19 protein-coding genes are annotated in these 18,259 nt (G+C 34.4%); 11 read left to right on the forward strand and 8 right to left on the reverse strand.

The window, feature by feature from the left end; genetic code table 11:
- Positions 1-285: 285 nt before the first annotated feature.
- From ACU1LP_RS02950 to ACU1LP_RS02970, 5 genes are all read right to left on the reverse strand, one after another.
- On the reverse strand, positions 286-1,110 hold the full coding sequence (locus ACU1LP_RS02950) for an alpha/beta hydrolase (protein WP_445735513.1): 825 nt from the start codon (positions 1,108-1,110) through the stop codon (positions 286-288).
- Positions 1,111-1,479: a cupin domain-containing protein gene (locus ACU1LP_RS02955; protein WP_445735514.1), complete on the reverse strand. Its 369-nt coding sequence runs from the start codon at positions 1,477-1,479 to the stop codon at positions 1,111-1,113. It abuts the gene before it with no gap.
- Between the two features lie 117 nt (positions 1,480-1,596).
- Complete coding sequence (locus ACU1LP_RS02960) at positions 1,597-2,568, reverse strand: YitT family protein (RefSeq protein ID WP_445735515.1); 972 nt, start codon at positions 2,566-2,568, stop codon at positions 1,597-1,599.
- 193 nt (positions 2,569-2,761) lie between these two features.
- Complete coding sequence (locus ACU1LP_RS02965) at positions 2,762-4,306, reverse strand: helicase HerA-like domain-containing protein (protein WP_445734481.1); 1,545 nt, start codon at positions 4,304-4,306, stop codon at positions 2,762-2,764.
- 120 nt (positions 4,307-4,426) lie between these two features.
- Positions 4,427-5,203, reverse strand: a complete 777-nt coding sequence (locus tag ACU1LP_RS02970) for a hypothetical protein (protein WP_445734480.1) — start codon at positions 5,201-5,203, stop codon at positions 4,427-4,429.
- Between the two features lie 171 nt (positions 5,204-5,374).
- Between ACU1LP_RS02970 and ACU1LP_RS02975 the strand changes: the two genes are divergently transcribed.
- The 3 genes from ACU1LP_RS02975 (at position 5,375) to ACU1LP_RS02985 (ending at position 6,641) form a co-directional block, all read left to right on the forward strand.
- Entirely contained in the window at positions 5,375-6,004 is a 630-nt protein-coding gene (locus ACU1LP_RS02975) for a 7-carboxy-7-deazaguanine synthase QueE (protein ID WP_445734479.1), read from the forward strand.
- Positions 6,005-6,021: 17 nt separating this feature from the next.
- Positions 6,022-6,159 (forward strand): hypothetical protein, encoded by a 138-nt coding sequence (locus ACU1LP_RS02980; RefSeq protein WP_445734478.1) that lies wholly within the window; start codon positions 6,022-6,024, stop codon positions 6,157-6,159.
- A 137-nt stretch (positions 6,160-6,296) separates the two neighbouring features.
- Positions 6,297-6,641 carry a DUF202 domain-containing protein gene (locus tag ACU1LP_RS02985; protein ID WP_445735516.1) on the forward strand — a complete coding sequence of 115 codons (345 nt, stop codon included), beginning with the start codon at positions 6,297-6,299 and terminating at the stop codon, positions 6,639-6,641.
- Positions 6,642-6,743: 102 nt separating this feature from the next.
- Here ACU1LP_RS02985 and ACU1LP_RS02990 read toward each other — a convergent pair whose 3' ends face one another.
- Complete coding sequence (locus tag ACU1LP_RS02990) at positions 6,744-7,277, reverse strand: DUF2911 domain-containing protein (RefSeq protein ID WP_445735517.1); 534 nt, start codon at positions 7,275-7,277, stop codon at positions 6,744-6,746.
- A gap of 927 nt (positions 7,278-8,204) precedes the next feature.
- Between ACU1LP_RS02990 and prmC the strand changes: the two genes are divergently transcribed.
- From prmC to ACU1LP_RS03010, 4 genes are all read left to right on the forward strand, one after another.
- The gene (gene prmC, locus ACU1LP_RS02995; RefSeq protein ID WP_445734793.1) at positions 8,205-9,071 is read left to right on the forward strand and encodes a peptide chain release factor N(5)-glutamine methyltransferase; all 867 of its coding nucleotides are present in this window, start codon (positions 8,205-8,207) and stop codon (positions 9,069-9,071) included.
- Positions 9,072-9,120: 49 nt separating this feature from the next.
- Positions 9,121-11,115 (forward strand): NAD-dependent DNA ligase LigA, encoded by a 1,995-nt coding sequence (ligA, locus tag ACU1LP_RS03000; protein WP_445735565.1) that lies wholly within the window; start codon positions 9,121-9,123, stop codon positions 11,113-11,115.
- 86 nt (positions 11,116-11,201) lie between these two features.
- Positions 11,202-11,915, forward strand: coding sequence for a hypothetical protein (locus tag ACU1LP_RS03005; protein WP_445735518.1), 714 nt, complete (start codon positions 11,202-11,204; stop codon positions 11,913-11,915).
- Positions 11,916-12,891: 976 nt separating this feature from the next.
- The gene (locus ACU1LP_RS03010; protein WP_445735519.1) at positions 12,892-13,656 is read left to right on the forward strand and encodes a hypothetical protein; all 765 of its coding nucleotides are present in this window, start codon (positions 12,892-12,894) and stop codon (positions 13,654-13,656) included.
- Here the strand turns inward: ACU1LP_RS03010 and ACU1LP_RS03015 are convergent.
- Entirely contained in the window at positions 13,653-14,567 is a 915-nt protein-coding gene (locus tag ACU1LP_RS03015; protein WP_445735520.1) for a bifunctional metallophosphatase/5'-nucleotidase, read from the reverse strand. The two genes, ACU1LP_RS03010 and ACU1LP_RS03015, sit on opposite strands and share 4 nt — an antisense overlap.
- A gap of 91 nt (positions 14,568-14,658) precedes the next feature.
- A complete protein-coding gene (locus ACU1LP_RS03020) occupies positions 14,659-15,462 on the reverse strand; it encodes a 5'-nucleotidase C-terminal domain-containing protein (RefSeq protein ID WP_445735521.1) in 804 nt (267 codons plus the stop codon).
- An 8-nt stretch (positions 15,463-15,470) separates the two neighbouring features.
- On the opposite strand from ACU1LP_RS03020, the gene ACU1LP_RS03025 reads away from it, so the two are divergent.
- The 4 genes from ACU1LP_RS03025 to ACU1LP_RS03040 all read left to right on the forward strand — a co-directional run bounded on the left by ACU1LP_RS03025 (position 15,471) and on the right by ACU1LP_RS03040 (position 18,175).
- The gene (locus ACU1LP_RS03025) at positions 15,471-15,998 is read left to right on the forward strand and encodes a DUF6913 domain-containing protein (RefSeq protein WP_445735522.1); all 528 of its coding nucleotides are present in this window, start codon (positions 15,471-15,473) and stop codon (positions 15,996-15,998) included.
- Positions 15,991-16,869 (forward strand): 4-hydroxy-tetrahydrodipicolinate synthase, encoded by an 879-nt coding sequence (gene dapA / locus ACU1LP_RS03030; RefSeq protein WP_445735523.1) that lies wholly within the window; start codon positions 15,991-15,993, stop codon positions 16,867-16,869. The genes ACU1LP_RS03025 and dapA overlap by 8 nt, the downstream gene beginning before the upstream one ends.
- 136 nt (positions 16,870-17,005) lie before the next feature.
- The gene (locus ACU1LP_RS03035; protein WP_445735524.1) at positions 17,006-17,833 is read left to right on the forward strand and encodes an outer membrane protein assembly factor BamD; all 828 of its coding nucleotides are present in this window, start codon (positions 17,006-17,008) and stop codon (positions 17,831-17,833) included.
- 12 nt (positions 17,834-17,845) lie between these two features.
- Positions 17,846-18,175 carry a DNA-directed RNA polymerase subunit omega gene (locus tag ACU1LP_RS03040; RefSeq protein WP_308992127.1) on the forward strand — a complete coding sequence of 110 codons (330 nt, stop codon included), beginning with the start codon at positions 17,846-17,848 and terminating at the stop codon, positions 18,173-18,175.
- The last annotated feature ends 84 nt before the right edge of the window (positions 18,176-18,259 follow it).

The following is an 18,259-nucleotide window of genomic DNA, read 5'->3' on the forward strand; positions in this document are numbered from 1 at the left end:
TGAATAAAAAATCAAAAACCATTTATAATTCTTTTGTAAATATGATAGTACATGATAATTTTTTTAAGGAAATATAAACAACATACTTTTAACAAATTTAAGCTTGTTGTCCGTTATGTGGACCTCACAGGTTTTCAAAACTGTGAGGTCTTGATTGCCTTGAAAATTGCAAGTGGTTTATTTCTCAAAATTAATTTGTCATGTACTTCAAAAAAATATAGTAATAATAAAGGTTTTGTTGCTAAATGCCCAATATGGGCTTCATGGTTCAAAAATACAACAAATCTAAGCGTTTAAAAACTCTAAAATATGATTGTAAACCGTTTCGTTTTTTAAACCATGACCGAGGCCAACCGTTTTTATGAGTTTGGAATTTTTATAGTATTTTGAAATGTGCAGAGCATCTTTATACGAAATGATTCGGTCTTTTTTATCGTGTATGATGAGTCCTTTTGCATGAATGTTCTTTGAGAAATTTTCAACGGTATAAAATTCAGGAAAATAACCAAAATGCTTTAAGTAATAGTTGTTAATGGCTTTGATAACCTTTTTGTTGTATCCCATTATTTTGACGTAATTATCAATCACTTCATCAAAATTTGACGGAGTACCCAACAATATTAATTTTTCGGTAGCAAGTGTATGGTTGTTAATGGCAAGGGCAGAAGCGGTGCCTCCAATGGAATGTCCGATGACAACCGAAGGATCAAACTGTTTAATAACCGCATAAATGCACTCCGAATACAAAACCGCATTGAAAATTTTACTTCCAGAATCGCCATGTGCAGGCGCATCAATAGCCATGATGTTGTAATGTTCGGACTTTAAAATTTCAATTAAATCTTTCCATCTAAACGCATTGCTTTCCCAACCATGGACCAGTAAAATAGTATCTTTTGTTCCGCTCCAAAGATATGTCTTTATGGAGACATCTTCATAAATAATAGTCTCTTGAATGGCAGATCTCAGATAGTTTTTTTCTTCATCATTCAGTTTGCCTTTTCGAGGTGTTGAAAATATTTTAACGGCCATTTTAGCGGCGTAATGGGGGAAAAGATAACTTGTGAAATTGATGAGTTTCCCAATGGTTTTTATAAGTTTTTGATTCATTTAATGCTCTCTGTTTACTGAATCCATAGAAAAGGCTGGGGTGCACACAGCAATATATTCGCAAACTTCGGTAAACGGATTGGAATATTGAACACGGGTATTTTTATTGATTTTAATGGATTGGCCAGCTTCTAAAACAACGGTTTCATTTTCTATAATAAACTGTTTTTTACCGCGGATTATAAAAGTATATTCGTCAAATTCCGGTGTTTGAAAAGGTTCGCTCCAACCAGCAGGAGCTATCATGTGGGCCATACTGAGTTGCGCGTTTCCATTGGTTGCCATTCCAAAATGTTCCTTTATAAGCTTCCCATCTGTAGTTGGAACCACAAAAGGTTTATTTTGTATGATGTAATTTTTTTTATTCACGAATTTCTAATTTTCTTCTAAACTTCTAAACTTCTAAACTTCTAAACTTCTAACATTGAACTTGAAACTTGAAACTTGGAACATTTTACTTCTAACTTCTAACTTCTAACCTCCAACCTACTTCAACGGTTTCTTCTTGATCATCCCTCCTTTTAAATCCTTCACAATACCCATGACTATAAAGGCTTTTTTATCAATTTTGTCAATTTCGGTTTGGAGTTTAGCAAGTTCCAAGCGGGTAACAATAGTGTAAATAATGTCTTTGTCATAACTTTTTCCGTGGGCACCAAATCCACCTTTACCAGCATAAATAGTACAGGCTCTTCGTAATTTTTCGATGAGCATGATCCGTAAGGCGTCGTGTTTTTCAGAAATGATGGTCACACCCACATATTCTTCAACGCCATCAACAACAAAATCGACGGTTTTGGCTGCGGACAAATAGGTTAAAATGGCATAAAGAGCGGTTTCCATCGAAAGAATATAGGCCCCCACAGAAAATATTAAAATGTTAATCAACAATAGCACATCACCAATCGTTAATGATAATTTTTTGCTTAAGAAAATAGCCAATACCTCGGTCCCATCAATAACGCTTCCACCTCGCATGGACATACCAATTCCCAAACCTAAAAAGAAGCCTCCGAAAACGGAAATCAATAATTTATCCTCTGTAATAGTAGGGTATTCCACAAAGTGGACCACAAATGCCAATAGCGCAATGGCGGCAATGCTTCGGATGGCAAATTTTAACCCGATGGTTTTGGACGCCAAAATTAAAAATGGCAAGTTGACCAATATCAAAAAATAACTTAAATCCAAATTTGTGACGTTCTGGAGTAAGAGCGAAATACCGGTGGCACCACCATCAATAAATCGGTTTGGCAACAAAAACCCTTTTAAACCAAAACCTGCTGAAAACACGCCAATGATGATAAAAATATATTCTTTAACCGCATGCGATATTTCCACCTGGAATCTTCTAACCAAAGGCACTATTTGCTTTTTGCTAACAGGTTTGTTCTTTTGTTTAGATTCAAGTCTTTTACGGGCAATGTCAACTAATATTTTTGAAAATATGGGATTCATTAATTTGTTTTGTATTTATAAAAAAGACACTATATTGATTTTTTCTTTATCTGAGCTGTTATCCATGACACCACTTTGTGTACCTCTTTGCTACTTTGTGCGCCTCTGTGCTATGGCTATTACACAAAGTTACACAGAGTTTTACACGAAGTTGCACAGAGCACTTAAAACAAAAAAACAACCTTTTACAGTATTATTTCTTCATAACCTTCGTTAAAATACCAAAAACACTACGGATAAAAGTAGCACTGGTAAGCACTTTTATCACAGGGTTCATTGCGGTGCTTCTTCTTGTGGAAGATGATGTGTTGCGTTGTTTGGATGCTGCTTTTTCAAGAGCTTCTTTTTCCAATATGGCTTTCTTCTTGGCATCTTCAGCTTCGGCTAAATCGATTTTTTTATTCAGCATTTCATAAGCACTTTCCCTGTCAATGGTTTCGTTGTATTTTTTAACGAGCTTCGATTTAGAGTTCAATGTCTTTAACTCATCATCGGTTAAAATATCCATTCGGCTCATAGGGGCACGCATCATGGTGGCGGCCAATGGGGTAGGACGCCCTTTTTCGTCCAAAGCAGAAACCAACGCCTCACCAATACCGAGTGATGTTAATACTTCGGTGGTATTGTAATAGTCGGAATCTGGATAATTTTGTGCCGTCAATTTAATGGCTTTTCTATCGTTTGCCGTAAAAGCGCGCAGGGCGTGTTGAATTTTTAAACCTAACTGACTTAAAACCGCTTCTGGGACATCGGTTGGGTTTTGGGTAACAAAATACAAGCCAACACCTTTACTTCGTATTAATTTTACAATGCTTTCTATTTGGTTTAAAAGGGCTTTGGATGCTTCATTGAAAATTAAATGGGCTTCATCAATAAAAATAACGAGTTCTGGTTGTTCGCTATCGCCTTGCTCCGGAAAGGTGGAATATATTTCAGCCAACAAACTCAACATAAATGTTGAAAACAATTTGGGCCGGTCTTGAATATCGGTCAATCGGATGATGTTGATATACCCTTTTCCTTCATTGTTGATTCTTAACAAATCTTGGGTGTCAAAGGAGGTTTCACCAAAAAATAAATCGGCACCTTGTTGTTCCAATTCCACCACTTTACGCAAAATGGACCCTGTGGATGCTGTTGAAATGTGTCCGTAATCATCACTAAACTCTGCTTTTCCTTCTTGGGTGGTGTACTGTAATATTTTTTTAAAATCCTTTAAATCCAGCAAAGGCATTTTGTTGTCGTCGCAGTATTTAAAAATAACGGCAACAACGCCTGATTGTGCATCCGATAAATCCAGAATCCTTGATAATAACACCGGGCCAAACTCACTAACGGTGGCACGTAATCGCACCCCATTTTGTTCCGATAAGGTTAAAACTTCCACAGGAAACCCCTTCGATTCAAATGGGATTCCAATTTTTGCATGGCGCTCCTCAATTTTAGGATGTCCAGCACTAGGTTGTGCCAATCCGCTTAAATCACCTTTAATATCCATTAACAAAACAGGAATACCTTTGTCACTTAGGTTTTCTGCCAACACTTGCAGTGATTTTGTTTTTCCGGTACCAGTTGCGCCAGCAATCAAACCATGGCGATTCAGGGTTTTCAATGGAATTTTAACCAAGGCGTCTGTTATGGTTTCACCATCTAACATGGCAGCTCCCACAGCAATAAAATCGCTTTTGGTAATATTGCCTTCATTTATATAGTTAAAAAAGGTTTCTTTCTTGCTCATATAGTTCTGTAATTTTTCATAAAAATACAGGAAATATAAAGAAGAAAAAAATTGGTTTTTTAATTAAAAAACAGTCGGCACTTTTTTAATGGGGATAAAGAAAATCAAACTATGGTTTGCTTATCTGTAAGCTTCATAAATTACAACAATATTATCTGTGCGGTTGGTTACATTAATTGTAAAACCTGTAGCATTAAAACTTGTTAAAGAAGCTGTTGTGAGTCCTAAAGAATCTCCATTGTTGTTACAATATCTTATGCCAATGCACTGGCTGCTAGAAGCATATCTTGATATATCATTAATAGAGGCTCCACTACCTCCATTAAAGATAACTTGCTGGTCAATAGTGCCACCATAATTGCTGGCAAATCCATTCATAGATCCGAAAACATTTTCAAATGTGTTATTATTGTTTGCAATACCATTATCAGAATTTAGATTATAGGTTTCTACATTGGCATACGCCACAAATTTAATTTGACGTGGTTGAAACGGCAATCCCGTAATGGTTTGAGTGCCAGTGGCAGTAATAATAAATTTTCCCATATAAGTAGTAGAAGCTAAATAGGCTCCAGAATCGGTGCCTGTTGAAATTAAATTTCCAGTATCGGCACTAACAACAGGATTTGTGGCAACGGTGGACCAAACAGGGGCACCCGATGTGCCGGAATTGTATTGAAATTTATTGGTGCTTGCATTATAAACGAGCAAGCCATTTGCAGGATTCGAAATCCCATTTCGCTGTGCCGTTGTTAATCGGGGTACCAAAACCCCTTGGGTTGTGGATTCTACATGTAGTATCGATGAATTATCTGGGGTGGTTGTGCCAATGCCTACTTGTGAAAACATATAGGAATAACAAAATAGCATGACTAAAATTAAGCGTGTTTTTTTCATTTGAGAGCGTTTAACAATTTACATTTATCGACCAAAGATACAAAAAATAAGATGAAATGCAAATTTAATCGATAAAAAGTATAAAAGTGTAAAATACGAAGGTTTCAATCTATAATTTAAATTGTTTGATTTCTTTAAATAAATGTACCTTTGCAAACTAATTATTTATAGATGAATCAAGACGTATTGACATTGGTTAATAAAGGAACCATGTTGCCTTTAATGGAAGCGTTTTACACCATACAAGGGGAAGGTTTCCATAAAGGTACAGCAGCATATTTTGTGAGGATAGGGGGTTGTGATGTGGGTTGCCATTGGTGTGATGTAAAAGAAAGTTGGAATGCCAATTTACATCCACCTACAGAAATTTCAAAAATTGTTGAAAACGCTAAAAAATACAGCAATACCATTGTGGTTACAGGTGGGGAACCCTTAACTTGGAACATGACGCCGCTTACCACTCAATTAAAAGCCGAAGGCTTGCAGATACATATAGAAACCTCGGGGGCTTATAAACTAACTGGTATTTGGGATTGGATTTGCTTGTCGCCTAAAAAAATGAAACTTCCCACTAAGGAAGTGTATGCAAAGGCCCACGAGCTTAAAATGATCATTTATAATAAAGACGATTTTCGCTTCGCGGAAGCACAAGCGGCAAAAGTGAATAAAAATTGTATCTTGTATTTACAACCGGAATGGAGCAAACGCGATAAAGTGATCCCTGAAATTGTAGAATACGTTATGGCAAACCCAAAATGGAAAGTATCGCTACAAACACATAAGTATTTGAATATTCCTTAAAACAAAATGATTAAAAAATGAAAAATCTATTAAGAATTATAGCGGCCGCTTGGGGTGCAAAAAAAATTGGTGGCGGCAAATGCGGATGCATCGGCACCATCTTTGTTTTCTTGATTTTATATTGGCTATTGGGCTATGTATTCAACGTTATTTAAATAATTTTTTCAACTATAAAAAGCATATAATTTGCGTTTCTATTGGTTTCTTTTTGAATGTTTTTTTTTTGAACTAGACACAACGGAAAACTACCAAAACAAAAAAATAATGTATTTTTATAGGTAAATAGTTGCACATGAAACGCATTTTGAAAACACCACTAGGAATAAAAAAGATCAACCTCTTGCGGTTTGGTCGTGATTTTAAGCCAGAAGAGGCCATTATTTTAAGGGACTATCTAGCCATAGAACGCACCCGTTTGGCAAACGAGCGCACGCTTTTGTCTTACATTCGTTCGTCTTTATACCTGTTGTTGGGAAGCATTGCGTTTTTTCAGTTAAAGGATTTTTCTAATTTTAAATTTTTGGCTATCTTGTCTTTGGTGTTCAGCGCTATATTTTTTATCATAGGCATCTATCGGTTCACCATGCTTAAAAAGAGTTTAAAGCGGTTGTATTATATTTCAGAAAAAGGAGAGTAACCCAATGGTAAGTAATTATTTATTGGTGTGCGTTAACAGCAAAAAAATAAGCCATCCTTAATAGGCTAGCTCTAGATTTTTTATTGAAAACCATAAACTGATTCACTTTGTAAACGGAACAGCGACCCTAACCGTTCCCCAGCCTAAATACATCGTACCATCATCGGTAAAGGCAATCGAAAAGGCATCTAAAGATTCTCCCGAACTTACAGGTGCCAAAACCCTAACAACATCGTTGGTTTCGTTATACGAATAAGCGCCCCAAACATTAATATCTTTATTTAAAATAATAGTCCATTCTTTATCTCCAGGAATCGTAAACAGCGAATATTCACCAGCTTTAACCGCTTTTCCTCCAATTTTCATGTCTTTGTATAAAGTAATGTTGGTGGCTTCGTTAGCACCAGTACGCCATATTTTGCCATTCGGCGCCAAAGTACTTAATGCTCTATCTTTAAGTAGCGGTCTGCTATACACAACTTTTACCAGTTTGTTTGGTTCTTTGCTGCTGCTAGGGTAAACGGTAGCGTCCATCGGGCTTTGATCTAAAGCGTTAAATTTTTGTGCTTCCATGTTAATAGATAAAAGCATGATAAAAACGCAAGCAATGCTTGTAATAAAGGTTGGTTTTTTCATAGTAAATAGTGTTTTTTTTTATTTCCACGAATTCAGATAATTATCGGAAGGAAATAAGTTCATTAATAATAGGGTTAAATATAAGTCTAAATAATCTTAAACTTTTTGTAAAAGTTGATATGGAATGTTAAAGTTTGCATTTTTTAGGATGAAAAAACATTCGTTTGTTTGGTCGCCTCCGGCAGGTTACCACAAGGGGCGGGCTTTTAGCTATACCTGCCGGCAGGTCTTTTGGTTTTTTGTCATTCCTGCCAAATCGAAGATTCACGAATTCAATATTATAAAAAAATGAGTTAAGTACATGACAAAATTTTAAATAAGAAGTTCAAATCATTAAAAATGAGTACCTTAATAATTCCTCCCCTTTTTTTAAGGGGTAGAGCCTGTACCGATTTTTCGGTATGCCGATAGGCGGAGGGGGTCAACGATAGAAGCTATTAAAATATCAACGAACTGTTTTTGTCATGTGCTAAAAAAAATGAGAGTTAATTGGTAATGCAGGAATCCACATCAAAGTTAGGGGGTTTGCCTTTAAGTTAAGTCTCTTTTCAAAGAAAAACCAAAAGGATGCCGCTGCAATCCCTAACGCGGGCATTCAAACAACAATTAATGTTTTAGGATTTGTAGAAGTTTTTTATGTAAAAATTTAAAAAAGCTTAAATGGGTTCCATATATACAATAATTAAGTTCAAAAGTTCTTCATTGATATTTCAGATGTTTTTTATTTTATAGGTATGGGTATTTAGGTCGCAATAAATTATCTTTGTTTAATGACAGAGCAAAATATTTTTATAGGAGTGAATTCAATAAAATTTAATCAGCGTTTTAAGGAAGTTCATGATATAAGAATTTTTAAAAGACTAATGTTGTCTGTTCGTCCCGATGATCTATCGGGAGCAGTCGAGGACTAAATTATTATATAAAATTTTGAACTTAAAAGACCTACAAAATACATTCCACAAGAAATTGGATCATTTATATGAAAAAGAAGAAGTTGACAGTTTCTTTTTTATGTTGATTGATGCATATTATAAAGTGTCCAGACTTGAATTGGCAATGAACCCCCAATATTCAGTAGATCATGATGATGCTCTTTTAAGTGCTTTGGAATTATTAAAAAAAGAACAGCCTATACAATATATATTAGGGGAGACCGATTTTTTCGGATTGCCTTTTAAAGTGAATGCGCATACGTTGATTCCTAGGACCGAAACCGAAGAACTTGTTGAGTGGATCATTTCTAAATTCAGAATTCAGAATTCAGAATTCAGAATTTTGGATATAGGAACGGGGAGTGGTTGCATCGCCATTTCTTTAGCGAAAAACTTACCGAATACAAAAGTTTATGCATTGGATGTTAGTAAAGAAGCATTAAAAATCGCTCAACAAAACGCCAAATTAAATAATGTGAACGTTGTGTTTATAGAGGCTGATATACTAAACCCTGAAGCTTGGAATTTGGATTTTAAACATTTGGGTTTTGATATTATAGTATCAAACCCTCCGTATGTTCGAGAAAAGGAAAAACTGCTCATGAAACCAAATGTTTTAGATAATGAACCACATTTGGCATTGTTTGTAAATGATGAAAATCCGTTACTTTTTTATAAATCCATTACACAATTTGCTATTGTTAATTTAACCGATCATGGGATGTTGTTTTTTGAGATCAATGAGCATCTTGGACAAGAAATGATTCGGTTATTGGTCGATAATGATTTTAAGGACATCATATTAAAACAAGATATTTTTAAAAAGGATAGAATGATTAAAGGGGTTTGGAATTACGATTAACGAGTTACGATTTTTGATTAACGAACTAGGGGGCTTTATGGCGCACAGTATGAATATAGAACAGCAAATAAAAAATTTACGCAACGAGTTAAACCAACACAATTACAATTATTATGTGCTTGATAATGCCACCATTTCCGATTACGACTTCGATATAAAACTAAAGGAGCTTCAAGATTTAGAAGCAAAGCACCCCGGGTTTTTCGATGCCAATTCCCCAACGCAACGTGTAGGAGGTGAGGTTGTGAAGAGTTTTGAAACCATTCCGCATGAATACCGCATGTATTCGTTGGAGAACTCCTATTCCAAAGAAGATTTACTAGACTGGGAAACACGAATAAAAAAGCTGATTGACGGTAATATCCAGTACACTTGCGAGTTAAAATACGATGGCGCTTCCATTAGTTTAACCTATGAAAATGGGTTTTTGGTAAAAGCCGTAACCCGGGGCGATGGATTTCAAGGTGATAATGTAACCAGCAATATTAGAACCATAAAATCGGTGCCACTTCAACTAAAAGGTGATTATCCACCAAAATTTGACATTCGCGGGGAAATTATTTTGCCGTTTGAAGGGTTCATTAAAATGAACGAGGAACGTATTGAAATTGGCGAAGAACCTTATAGAAACCCTCGAAACACCGCATCGGGAAGTTTAAAATTACAGGACAGTGCCGAAGTTGCAAAACGCCCCTTGGAGTGTTTGCTTTATAATTTAACAGGTTCCAATCTTGGGGTCAATTCGCAGTTTGAAAGTTTAGAAAAGGCCAGAAATTGGGGATTTAAAGTTCCCCATGCAGCTAAACTTGCCCATTCCATGGACGAGGTTCTTGAGTTTATTGATTATTGGAACGTCCATCGCCATGAATTGCCTTATGAAACCGATGGGGTGGTTATAAAAGTAAACAATTTACAGCAACAGGAAGAGTTGGGCTATACCGCCAAAGCACCGCGCTGGGCCATGGCGTATAAATTTAAGGCAGAACAGGTTTCAACAAAACTGAACAGTATTGCCTATCAAGTGGGGCGCACGGGTGCCATTACACCTGTTGCCAATTTAGAGCCTGTTGAACTTGCCAGTACAACCGTAAAAAGAGCGTCTTTGCATAACGCCGACCAAATCGAAAAACTGGATATTAGAGTGGGCGATGAAGTATATGTGGAAAAAGGCGGAGAGATTATCCCCAAAATATTGGGCGTCGATTTAAGTAAAAGACCGTTAGATTCTAAACCAACTGCATATATAACCCATTGCCCCGAATGTGGAACAGAACTGGTAAGGCAAGAAGGTGAAGCACAGCATTATTGTCCCAATTATAATGGATGCAACCCTCAAATAATTGGGCGTATCCAGCATTTTATTTCGAGAAAAGCCATGGATATTGAAGGTTTGGGAGGAGAAACCGTGGCGCTTTTGGTCAATGAAGGATTGATTTCCAATTATTCTGATTTATATGAATTGACCAAAGAACAAGTGATTCCATTGGAGCGGATGGCCGAAAAAAGTGCCGATAATTTAATACAGGGTATCGAACAATCCAAAAACATTCCTTTTGAACGTGTTTTGTATGCTTTGGGAATTAGATATGTGGGTGAAACCGTTGCCAAAAAATTAGCGAAGCATTACAAAAGTATGGATGCCATTCAAAATGCTTCGGAAGAAGAATTAGTGCATGTTGATGAAATTGGAGTAAAAATAGCTGAAAGTGTAAAAGCGTTTTTTTCTTCAGAAGAAAATATTCGTATTATTGATAGATTGAAAGCATTTGGGGTCCAGTTGGAAATTTCTGCGGATCAACTTATTGGGCAAACCGATAAATTAAAAGGACAGAGTATCGTGATTTCAGGGGTTTTTGAATCGCTTTCCCGTGATGAGTTAAAAAAACTCATTGAAGATAATGGGGGTAAAGTAAGCAGTTCCATTTCATCAAAAACAAGTTTTATTGTAGCGGGAGATAATATGGGACCCAGTAAAAAGAAAAAAGCGGATGATTTGAATATTTCTCTAATAAACGAAAATGAATTCTTACAAAAAATAATATAATTCGTTATTTCATCGATTAAATGTAATTTTTTAACGTTTAATAGTAATATATTGTTATATTTGTTTATTAACCAAAAAATGCTATTATGTACAAGTCGAAAGCCTTGGTTGGTTTATTGTTAGTAGTTTATATACTTTGTGTGATATTCCAATTTTATGGAAATGGCTATATGTTTGTTTCACTAAAGTCAATTATTCTGCCCATAATTACTTTAATATATTTTTTAAATGTAAAAAAGAAAACCTTGTTTTTTACACTTTTCTTAGTATTTTATTCTGTTTCAGACTTGTTGGTGTTTTTAAAACCCTATACCTCACAAGCAATTGATTATTATTTAGGGAATTCGTTGTACATTCTGTCTTACATTTGTTTATTGATTGAGATATCCAAGTCAGTAAGTTTACCTTACATACTAAGACATTTTAAATTGCATATACTGGTGTTAACAATTTTAAACGTTTACATAATATATGTTTTGCAGGTTATTGTTTATTCCCGTGCTTTAATAACCAATGCTTATTATCTGGAATTGATGTACAATATTGTGGTGCTAATGCTTTTATCGGTGTCACTTATAAATTATTTTTATAGAGATAATATCAAGTCTTTATATTTGTTTTTAGGCGCTCTGTGCATTGTGTTTGCAGAAGTCATTTGGGTAGCCTATACCTATATTTCAGAACGTAGTTTGCTTAATATTGTCTATATTACACTGTATGTTTTAGCCTTTTATTTTTTCTTCAAGCAATCTGAAATTCTTTATGAAGAAAGAGATAATTCAAATATGTTACTCCAATAATCTTTCATTGGTCGCAGGCGCTATTTGAAACTATGCACTTATAATGGTACACTTTTATTTACTATTTTATAATCTCTGTGGTTATTAGGGGTGCACGACAAATTTTCCTAAAACTGGAATCTTGACCTGCAAGTCCCGATGGCAATCGGGATCGAAAACCTTGTAGGTCTTGAAGGATAAATCCTGAGCCCAAACCATATTTGTTATCGGATGAATTCCGAAAAAGGGAAATTTGTTGTACACCCGGTTATTAGTTGACTATTGGATTTTTAAGAAATTTTTACCAAATAATGCGAATCAAGTGTTGAAAAGATTAAACCCCATTACGATTTTTAAGACAATATTAGGGGCGTTGGCCCTAAAATCGTCGCAGATAAACGTTAATCAAATAAAAAGGGGCGTAGCCCTGCTATCTTCGTAAAATAAAACGATAACGAGCAAAAAAGATATAGCCCTCAAATCTAATAAACATGGCAAACACGTACACAATTGTTTTATCAAAGATGTTAGGGCTAAAGCCCTAAGCCATCATCATGGCTCATTTTGCTGCTAAGACTACAGGGCTAACGCCCCTAAGCCAAGCGCGCACTCCAATTTTCACTCGGCTGAATAGTTACAATATTTTAACCCTTAATTCGCATAAATAACAAACCTGTCTGCCGTCAGGTAACTTATTGACCTAATAACCGTTTGCAATTCCATTTCTTTTCAATCCCGATCTATCTGGACTATGGATTTTAAGTATAGTGAGGGAAAAATATCATTTTGCAGCCAATTGAAAAAAGTTTAAACCAGTTCATATAGTGGTTTAGTTTATAAAAATCAACATGGATCTTTAGGCGATTTTTGTTATCGTTGCTTAATGATTTTTTTAAATAATCCGACAAACGACATGTTTTAATGATTTTAATCGATAAAAAGACAGATTAAGACGTTGAAATGAACTTTATTTTTATATTTGATGCAACCTACTTATGTGAATATTGTGAAAACTTGGTTTAAACTTTCTTTTAACAGCGTATTTCTTGGAGCTTTTATCTTATTGATAGCCATTAATATCATAGGATTTGTTAAGCAAGATGCCTTGATTATGCAAACGGCCATGCCATTATTTATACCAGTTTTATTGATTTTCTTTTTTGTTAAGTATAGATCGTTAGGGATCATGTTTGTTTCTTTCTTGGTGTTTTCTTTTTTAGGAGATATTTCCTCTATGTTTTTGGCAGAGGACAGTTTAATTCAGACCTCCAGTATTTTGTACTTATTGAGTTTCTTGTATTTAATACTTATGGTTGTCCCTAAATTTAAATTCCATCATCTCGATAAAATAATAGGTATCTATTTATTAGTGGTTTTAAGTATAAATCTATACTTTCTGTACACTTTGTATATAGTAATGAAGGCTGTAATTCCAAATCCTACCGAAGTACTTTTATTCGGAATTAAAAGTTTGACATTGATTGTTCTTGGTTTTTTGGCTTTTGCCGTGTATTTAAATACGCAAACCAAACAATCGGTGTTGTTTTTAACCGCTGTGCTTTTCTTTAGTTTATCGGCTATGTTGAATTATATAGGTATGTATTACTTTTACAATTGGAGCTTTGATTTGTTGCAAAGAATTTTATACGCCATTGGGCTCTATGTGATGTTTAAATACATCATTGTGCAAAATGCAAACAAACAACCTAGGCAACCAGTATTGATTAATGAAAGTTACTCATCCGAGAATTTATTGGCCTAAACGATAATAGAAGTGCCGTTTGCGGATTTATTTTTGTCGGTATCAAAATAAAAATCGATTTTACCCAAATAAATACCATAGCATCCTACTTGGTTTACAAGCATGTTTTTGCCTTCTATATTTTCAACAATGGTCGGTTTTTTTAAAAAAGTATGCGTGTGCCCACCAATAATCAAATCAATGTCTTTTGTTGCAGCGGCCAATTTTAAGTCACATATTTTATTTGATTCGTTTCTATATTCATATCCTAAATGCGACAAACAAATAATCAAGTCGCACTTTTCATCATCCTTTAAAATTTTGGCCATTTCTTGAGCCATTTCAACCGGATCCAGATATTTAGTTTCCTTATATAAGCTTTTAAGTACCAAACCTTCCAATTCAATACCCAATCCAAAAACACCAATTTTAATATGGTCTTTTATAAATATTTGGTAAGGTTTTGTGTGGGTGTTTAAAATAGTGTTTGAAAAATCGTAATTGGCAATTAAAAAAGGAAAATCCTTATGGGGGTATTGTGCCAATAACCCATCTAAGCCATTTGCGAAATCATGATTTCCTATAGTTGATGCATCATATTTTAGTTTGCTCATCAATTTCAACTCTAGTTCCCCACCATAATAATTGAAATAAGGAGTGCCTTCAAAAATATCGCCGGCATCCAATAAAAGTGTGTTAGGGTTTTCATTCCTAATGGATTCTATTAAACTGGCTCTTCTGGCTACACCGCCTTTGTTGGCATTTCTACCTTCATTTGGTCCAAAAGTATCAATGTAGCTATGTACATCGTTTGTATGTAAAATGGTTATTTTTGATATTTTCGTTGAGGTTGTAAATGATGTAAGTCCAAAACCACCTATTGCTACTAAGGCGCCTGCAGACGTTTTTTGTATAAAATCCCTTCTTTTCATGTGTTTATATTATTGTTTTTTAATTGTCACATGGTGCTTCCATATAATCATTATCTTGGGTATTGAAAATTCGTTATGGAAGTTTCATGAATTAATCTATTTGGACAAACCTATCATCAATAGCAGGCTTGATGGTATCAATTTTTTTAACGTAATCAATTAAGATATTTCGAATGTGGTAATTTAACGGATAAACGCCTTCATTTGGTATCCAAGAATCAAGTCTTGAATTGTACATATAGTCGCTAATAGCCAAATAATATGTTTTTGAAGTATCTATTTCCTTATTATTTATAGTTGTTTCAACCAAGTTGTAATTTTTGTCAATTACAATTTTGATTTTGGAAATAGGATGCGCTTGTTTATTTTCGACTATTTCTTTGACAAGACCCATTATTTCATTGCCCTTATAAGCAATAATATATATGTCATTATCAAAAGGCATTATTTCAAAAATGTTTCTAGTCGTTACATTTCCTTTTGGTATTATAGAACGGATGCTTCCGAAATTGAGAAATACAAAATCGATATTTTTACCAGTTCTACTTTTAAAAATGGGGTTGGTTTCTTCAAAAACGGCATCCGCCATAAAGTTTCCAATAGCTGTGTTAAATTCGCCATCAGTTTTAGAATACGTACCAATGGAATACGCCAAAACACTGTCTAGATCTTTTTCAATATGGTCCCTATATGGTTTTATAAAAGCATCTATGTCATTATTTATGGATAAGCTATCTGAAATAGAAATTTGTTTCCCTTCAATTTTGGTCAAATATTCTTTGGGATGCTTACAATTGAAAAAAAGTAATATATATAACAAATAAATTAAATATGTAAACCGCATCTTTTTAATGGAATTTTTTAAATGTACTTTTGCTACCTTTGCCCAAAGCATAAAGATAAATGATTTTAAAAGGTTTTAAACAAAAATCTATTAAAAAGCGCATCAATAAATTGTTATCTGTTGAACACGAAAATGTTAACAACGATACCATTGAAAGCATTGGCGTTATCTTGAATATTGATGAAATTGACGACTTTGAATGGTTTAATGGATTAGCAACCCATTTAAATGTGCATCTTAACAAGTTAAAGATTATTGCCTTTTCGGCAAACAAAAAAGAGACCCTAAAATCTTGGGATGTTTGCTTTGACCCTAAAGATTTTGGCTGGTTTGGAGCCATTAAAAACAGCGAGCTACAAGCTTTTTTAGATACTAGGTTTGACGCCTTGATAAGCTATTATGAAGCAGATGTAACAGAGTTGAAATTACTAACGGCTTTATCAAAGGCTAAATTTAAGATCGGGATTTCAGGTTGTGATGAACGTTTGAACGATTTGATCATCCATACCAACTTAAAGGAATTTGACGTGTTTAAAGCGGAAGTTTTTAAGTACCTAACCATATTAAATAAAATTAAGAATGAATAGTAAGTTTCTAGGAACTGGAGTTGCTTTGGTTACACCTTTTAAAAACGATTTAAGTGTAGACCACGAAGCCCTAGCCAATATCGTGAATTTCAATATTGAAAATGGCGTAGAGTATTTAGTGGTTTGTGGTACCACTGGCGAAAGTGTTACCATTACAAAACAAGAAAAGAAAGCCATTATAGCAACTATTTATAAGGCTAATAACGGTCGCGTTCCTATGGTTTTGGGTATTGGTGGCAATAATACGGCTGAGGTTATAAATGAAATAAAATCAACCGATTTAAGTAACATTGATGCCATTTTATCAGTGTCTCCATATTATAGCAAACCTACGCAAGAAGGTATTTATCAGCATTTTAAAGCCATTGCGGAAGCGTCGCCTATTGATGTGGTTTTATACAATGTTCCAGGACGTACTTCTAGAAATATAGAACCGGAAACTACCTTAAGACTAGCTAACGATTTTAAAAATGTGATAGCTGTAAAAGAAGCGGGAAACAATGTGTCGCAATATTTACAATTGATAAAAAACAAACCAGAAGACTTTTTAATAATTTCTGGTGATGACGATTTAGCTTTAGGCATTGTTTTAGCTGGTGGTGCTGGGGTTATCTCTGTTATTGGGCAAGCATTCCCTAAAGAATTTTCCAATATGATTCGTTTAGGTTTAAAGGGCGATGCCAAGGAAGCTTATAAACTTCATTACAGGTTAATGGATGTTATCGGTTATATTTTTGAAGAAAACAATCCTGCCGGAATCAAAGGTGTTTTTGAAGCTTTGGGTTTATGTAAAGACCGTGTAAGATTGCCATTGGTGCCAGCATCCAATCAACTAAAGGAAAAAATCAAATCATTTGTAAATAAGTTTTAGAGCAAATGTTAAATGTGTATTCTGTTAAATATTACTTAAACCTTAAAATACCTGCATTTAAGCCATTATTTTAGCGGTGAAATAATATTTTTAAAATCCATATTAATAACTTAATTTCGCATCTTGTTAAAAATTTATGAAAAATTTTATTTATATAATAATTTTACTACTAACTTTAAGTTCTTGTAGCGAATATCAAAAGGCTTTAAAGTCTGAAGATATTGCTGCAAAGTTTAAACTAGGGGATTCATTATATAGCCAAGGTAAATATGCTAAAGCCAATAAATTGTTTGCGCAGATAGTGCCTAACTATAGAGGGAAACCACAAGCCGAAAAACTGATGTATTTATATTCACATTCATTTTACAAAATGAAAGATTATTATACTGCGGGTTATCAGTTTGAGCGTTTTGCTTCCAGTTACCCAAAAAGTGAAAAGTTGGAAGAAGCTTCTTTTTTAGGCGCAAAGAGTTATTATATGCTGTCTCCCGTTTATACAAAAGATCAAAAGGAAACTAAGGAAGCTATTGAGAAACTTCAAAACTTCATCAATGTATTTCCGGAATCCGAATATTTGTCCGAGGCCAATAAATTAGTTCAAGAATTGGATTTTAAGTTGGAAAAGAAAGCGTTCAGTATTGCGAAACAGTATAACACCATATCAGATTATCCGGCTTCTGTTAAGTCGTTTGATAATTTTATTATTGATTTCCCTGGTTCTTCATTGCGTGAGGAAGCCCTATTTATAAGGTTTGATTCTGCATACAGGTTGGCAGTTAACAGTGCAGAATTAAAAAAGACGCCAACAGGAATCGTTTATTTGAAAAAAGATCGCCTAAAACAGGCAAAAGAATTTTATACGTCGTTTAAAAAATCATTTTCTAACTCCAAACATATTGAGGAAGTCGATAAAATGGCGGCAGTATTGGATGAAGAAATTAAAAAATACAGCACTAAAAGTTAAATTACAATGAGAATGGATTTAAAAAAAACCAATGCACCTGTTAACACCATTACGTACGACAGAAATCAAATTGACGAACCAACAGAAAACATTTACGAATCAATTTCAATCATCGCTAGACGTGCAGAACAAATTAACACAGAGATTAAAAAAGAATTGATCGATAAGTTAGAGGAATTTGCTACTTACAACGATAGTTTAGAGGAAATCTTTGAAAACAAAGAGCAAATTGAGGTTTCTAAATTTTACGAAAAATTGCCTAAACCACATGCTTTGGCTGTTCAAGAATGGTTAACGGATAAAATTTATTTTAGAAATACTGAGGAAGATAATCAGGAATAATTTCTAAAATTTCAATGTTATTTATTAAACTCCAAAACGATATAAATATGTGGTTTTGGAGTTTAATTCGTATAAACCATAAAA

This window comes from Mariniflexile sp. (assembly GCF_052728615.1).

Bases quoted from the DNA above. Each gene is read 5' to 3' on its own strand.
- ACU1LP_RS02950 (WP_445735513.1), bottom strand. From the start codon at position 1,110: ATGAATCAAAAACTTATAAAAACCATTGGGAAACTCATCAATTTCACA.
- ACU1LP_RS02960 (WP_445735515.1), bottom strand. From the start codon at position 2,568: ATGAATCCCATATTTTCAAAAATATTAGTTGACATTGCCCGTAAAAGA.
- ACU1LP_RS02965 (WP_445734481.1), bottom strand. From the start codon at position 4,306: ATGAGCAAGAAAGAAACCTTTTTTAACTATATAAATGAAGGCAATATT.
- ACU1LP_RS02970 (WP_445734480.1), bottom strand. From the start codon at position 5,203: ATGAAAAAAACACGCTTAATTTTAGTCATGCTATTTTGTTATTCCTAT.
- ACU1LP_RS02975 (WP_445734479.1), top strand. From the start codon at position 5,375: ATGAATCAAGACGTATTGACATTGGTTAATAAAGGAACCATGTTGCCT.
- ACU1LP_RS02980 (WP_445734478.1), top strand. From the start codon at position 6,022: ATGAAAAATCTATTAAGAATTATAGCGGCCGCTTGGGGTGCAAAAAAA.
- ACU1LP_RS02985 (WP_445735516.1), top strand. From the start codon at position 6,297: ATGAAACGCATTTTGAAAACACCACTAGGAATAAAAAAGATCAACCTC.
- ACU1LP_RS02990 (WP_445735517.1), bottom strand. From the start codon at position 7,277: ATGAAAAAACCAACCTTTATTACAAGCATTGCTTGCGTTTTTATCATG.
- ligA (WP_445735565.1), top strand. From the start codon at position 9,121: ATGAATATAGAACAGCAAATAAAAAATTTACGCAACGAGTTAAACCAA.
- ACU1LP_RS03005 (WP_445735518.1), top strand. From the start codon at position 11,202: ATGTACAAGTCGAAAGCCTTGGTTGGTTTATTGTTAGTAGTTTATATA.
- ACU1LP_RS03015 (WP_445735520.1), bottom strand. From the start codon at position 14,567: ATGAAAAGAAGGGATTTTATACAAAAAACGTCTGCAGGCGCCTTAGTA.
- ACU1LP_RS03020 (WP_445735521.1), bottom strand. From the start codon at position 15,462: ATGCTTTGGGCAAAGGTAGCAAAAGTACATTTAAAAAATTCCATTAAA.
- ACU1LP_RS03025 (WP_445735522.1), top strand. From the start codon at position 15,471: ATGATTTTAAAAGGTTTTAAACAAAAATCTATTAAAAAGCGCATCAAT.
- dapA (WP_445735523.1), top strand. From the start codon at position 15,991: ATGAATAGTAAGTTTCTAGGAACTGGAGTTGCTTTGGTTACACCTTTT.
- ACU1LP_RS03035 (WP_445735524.1), top strand. From the start codon at position 17,006: ATGAAAAATTTTATTTATATAATAATTTTACTACTAACTTTAAGTTCT.
- ACU1LP_RS03040 (WP_308992127.1), top strand. From the start codon at position 17,846: ATGGATTTAAAAAAAACCAATGCACCTGTTAACACCATTACGTACGAC.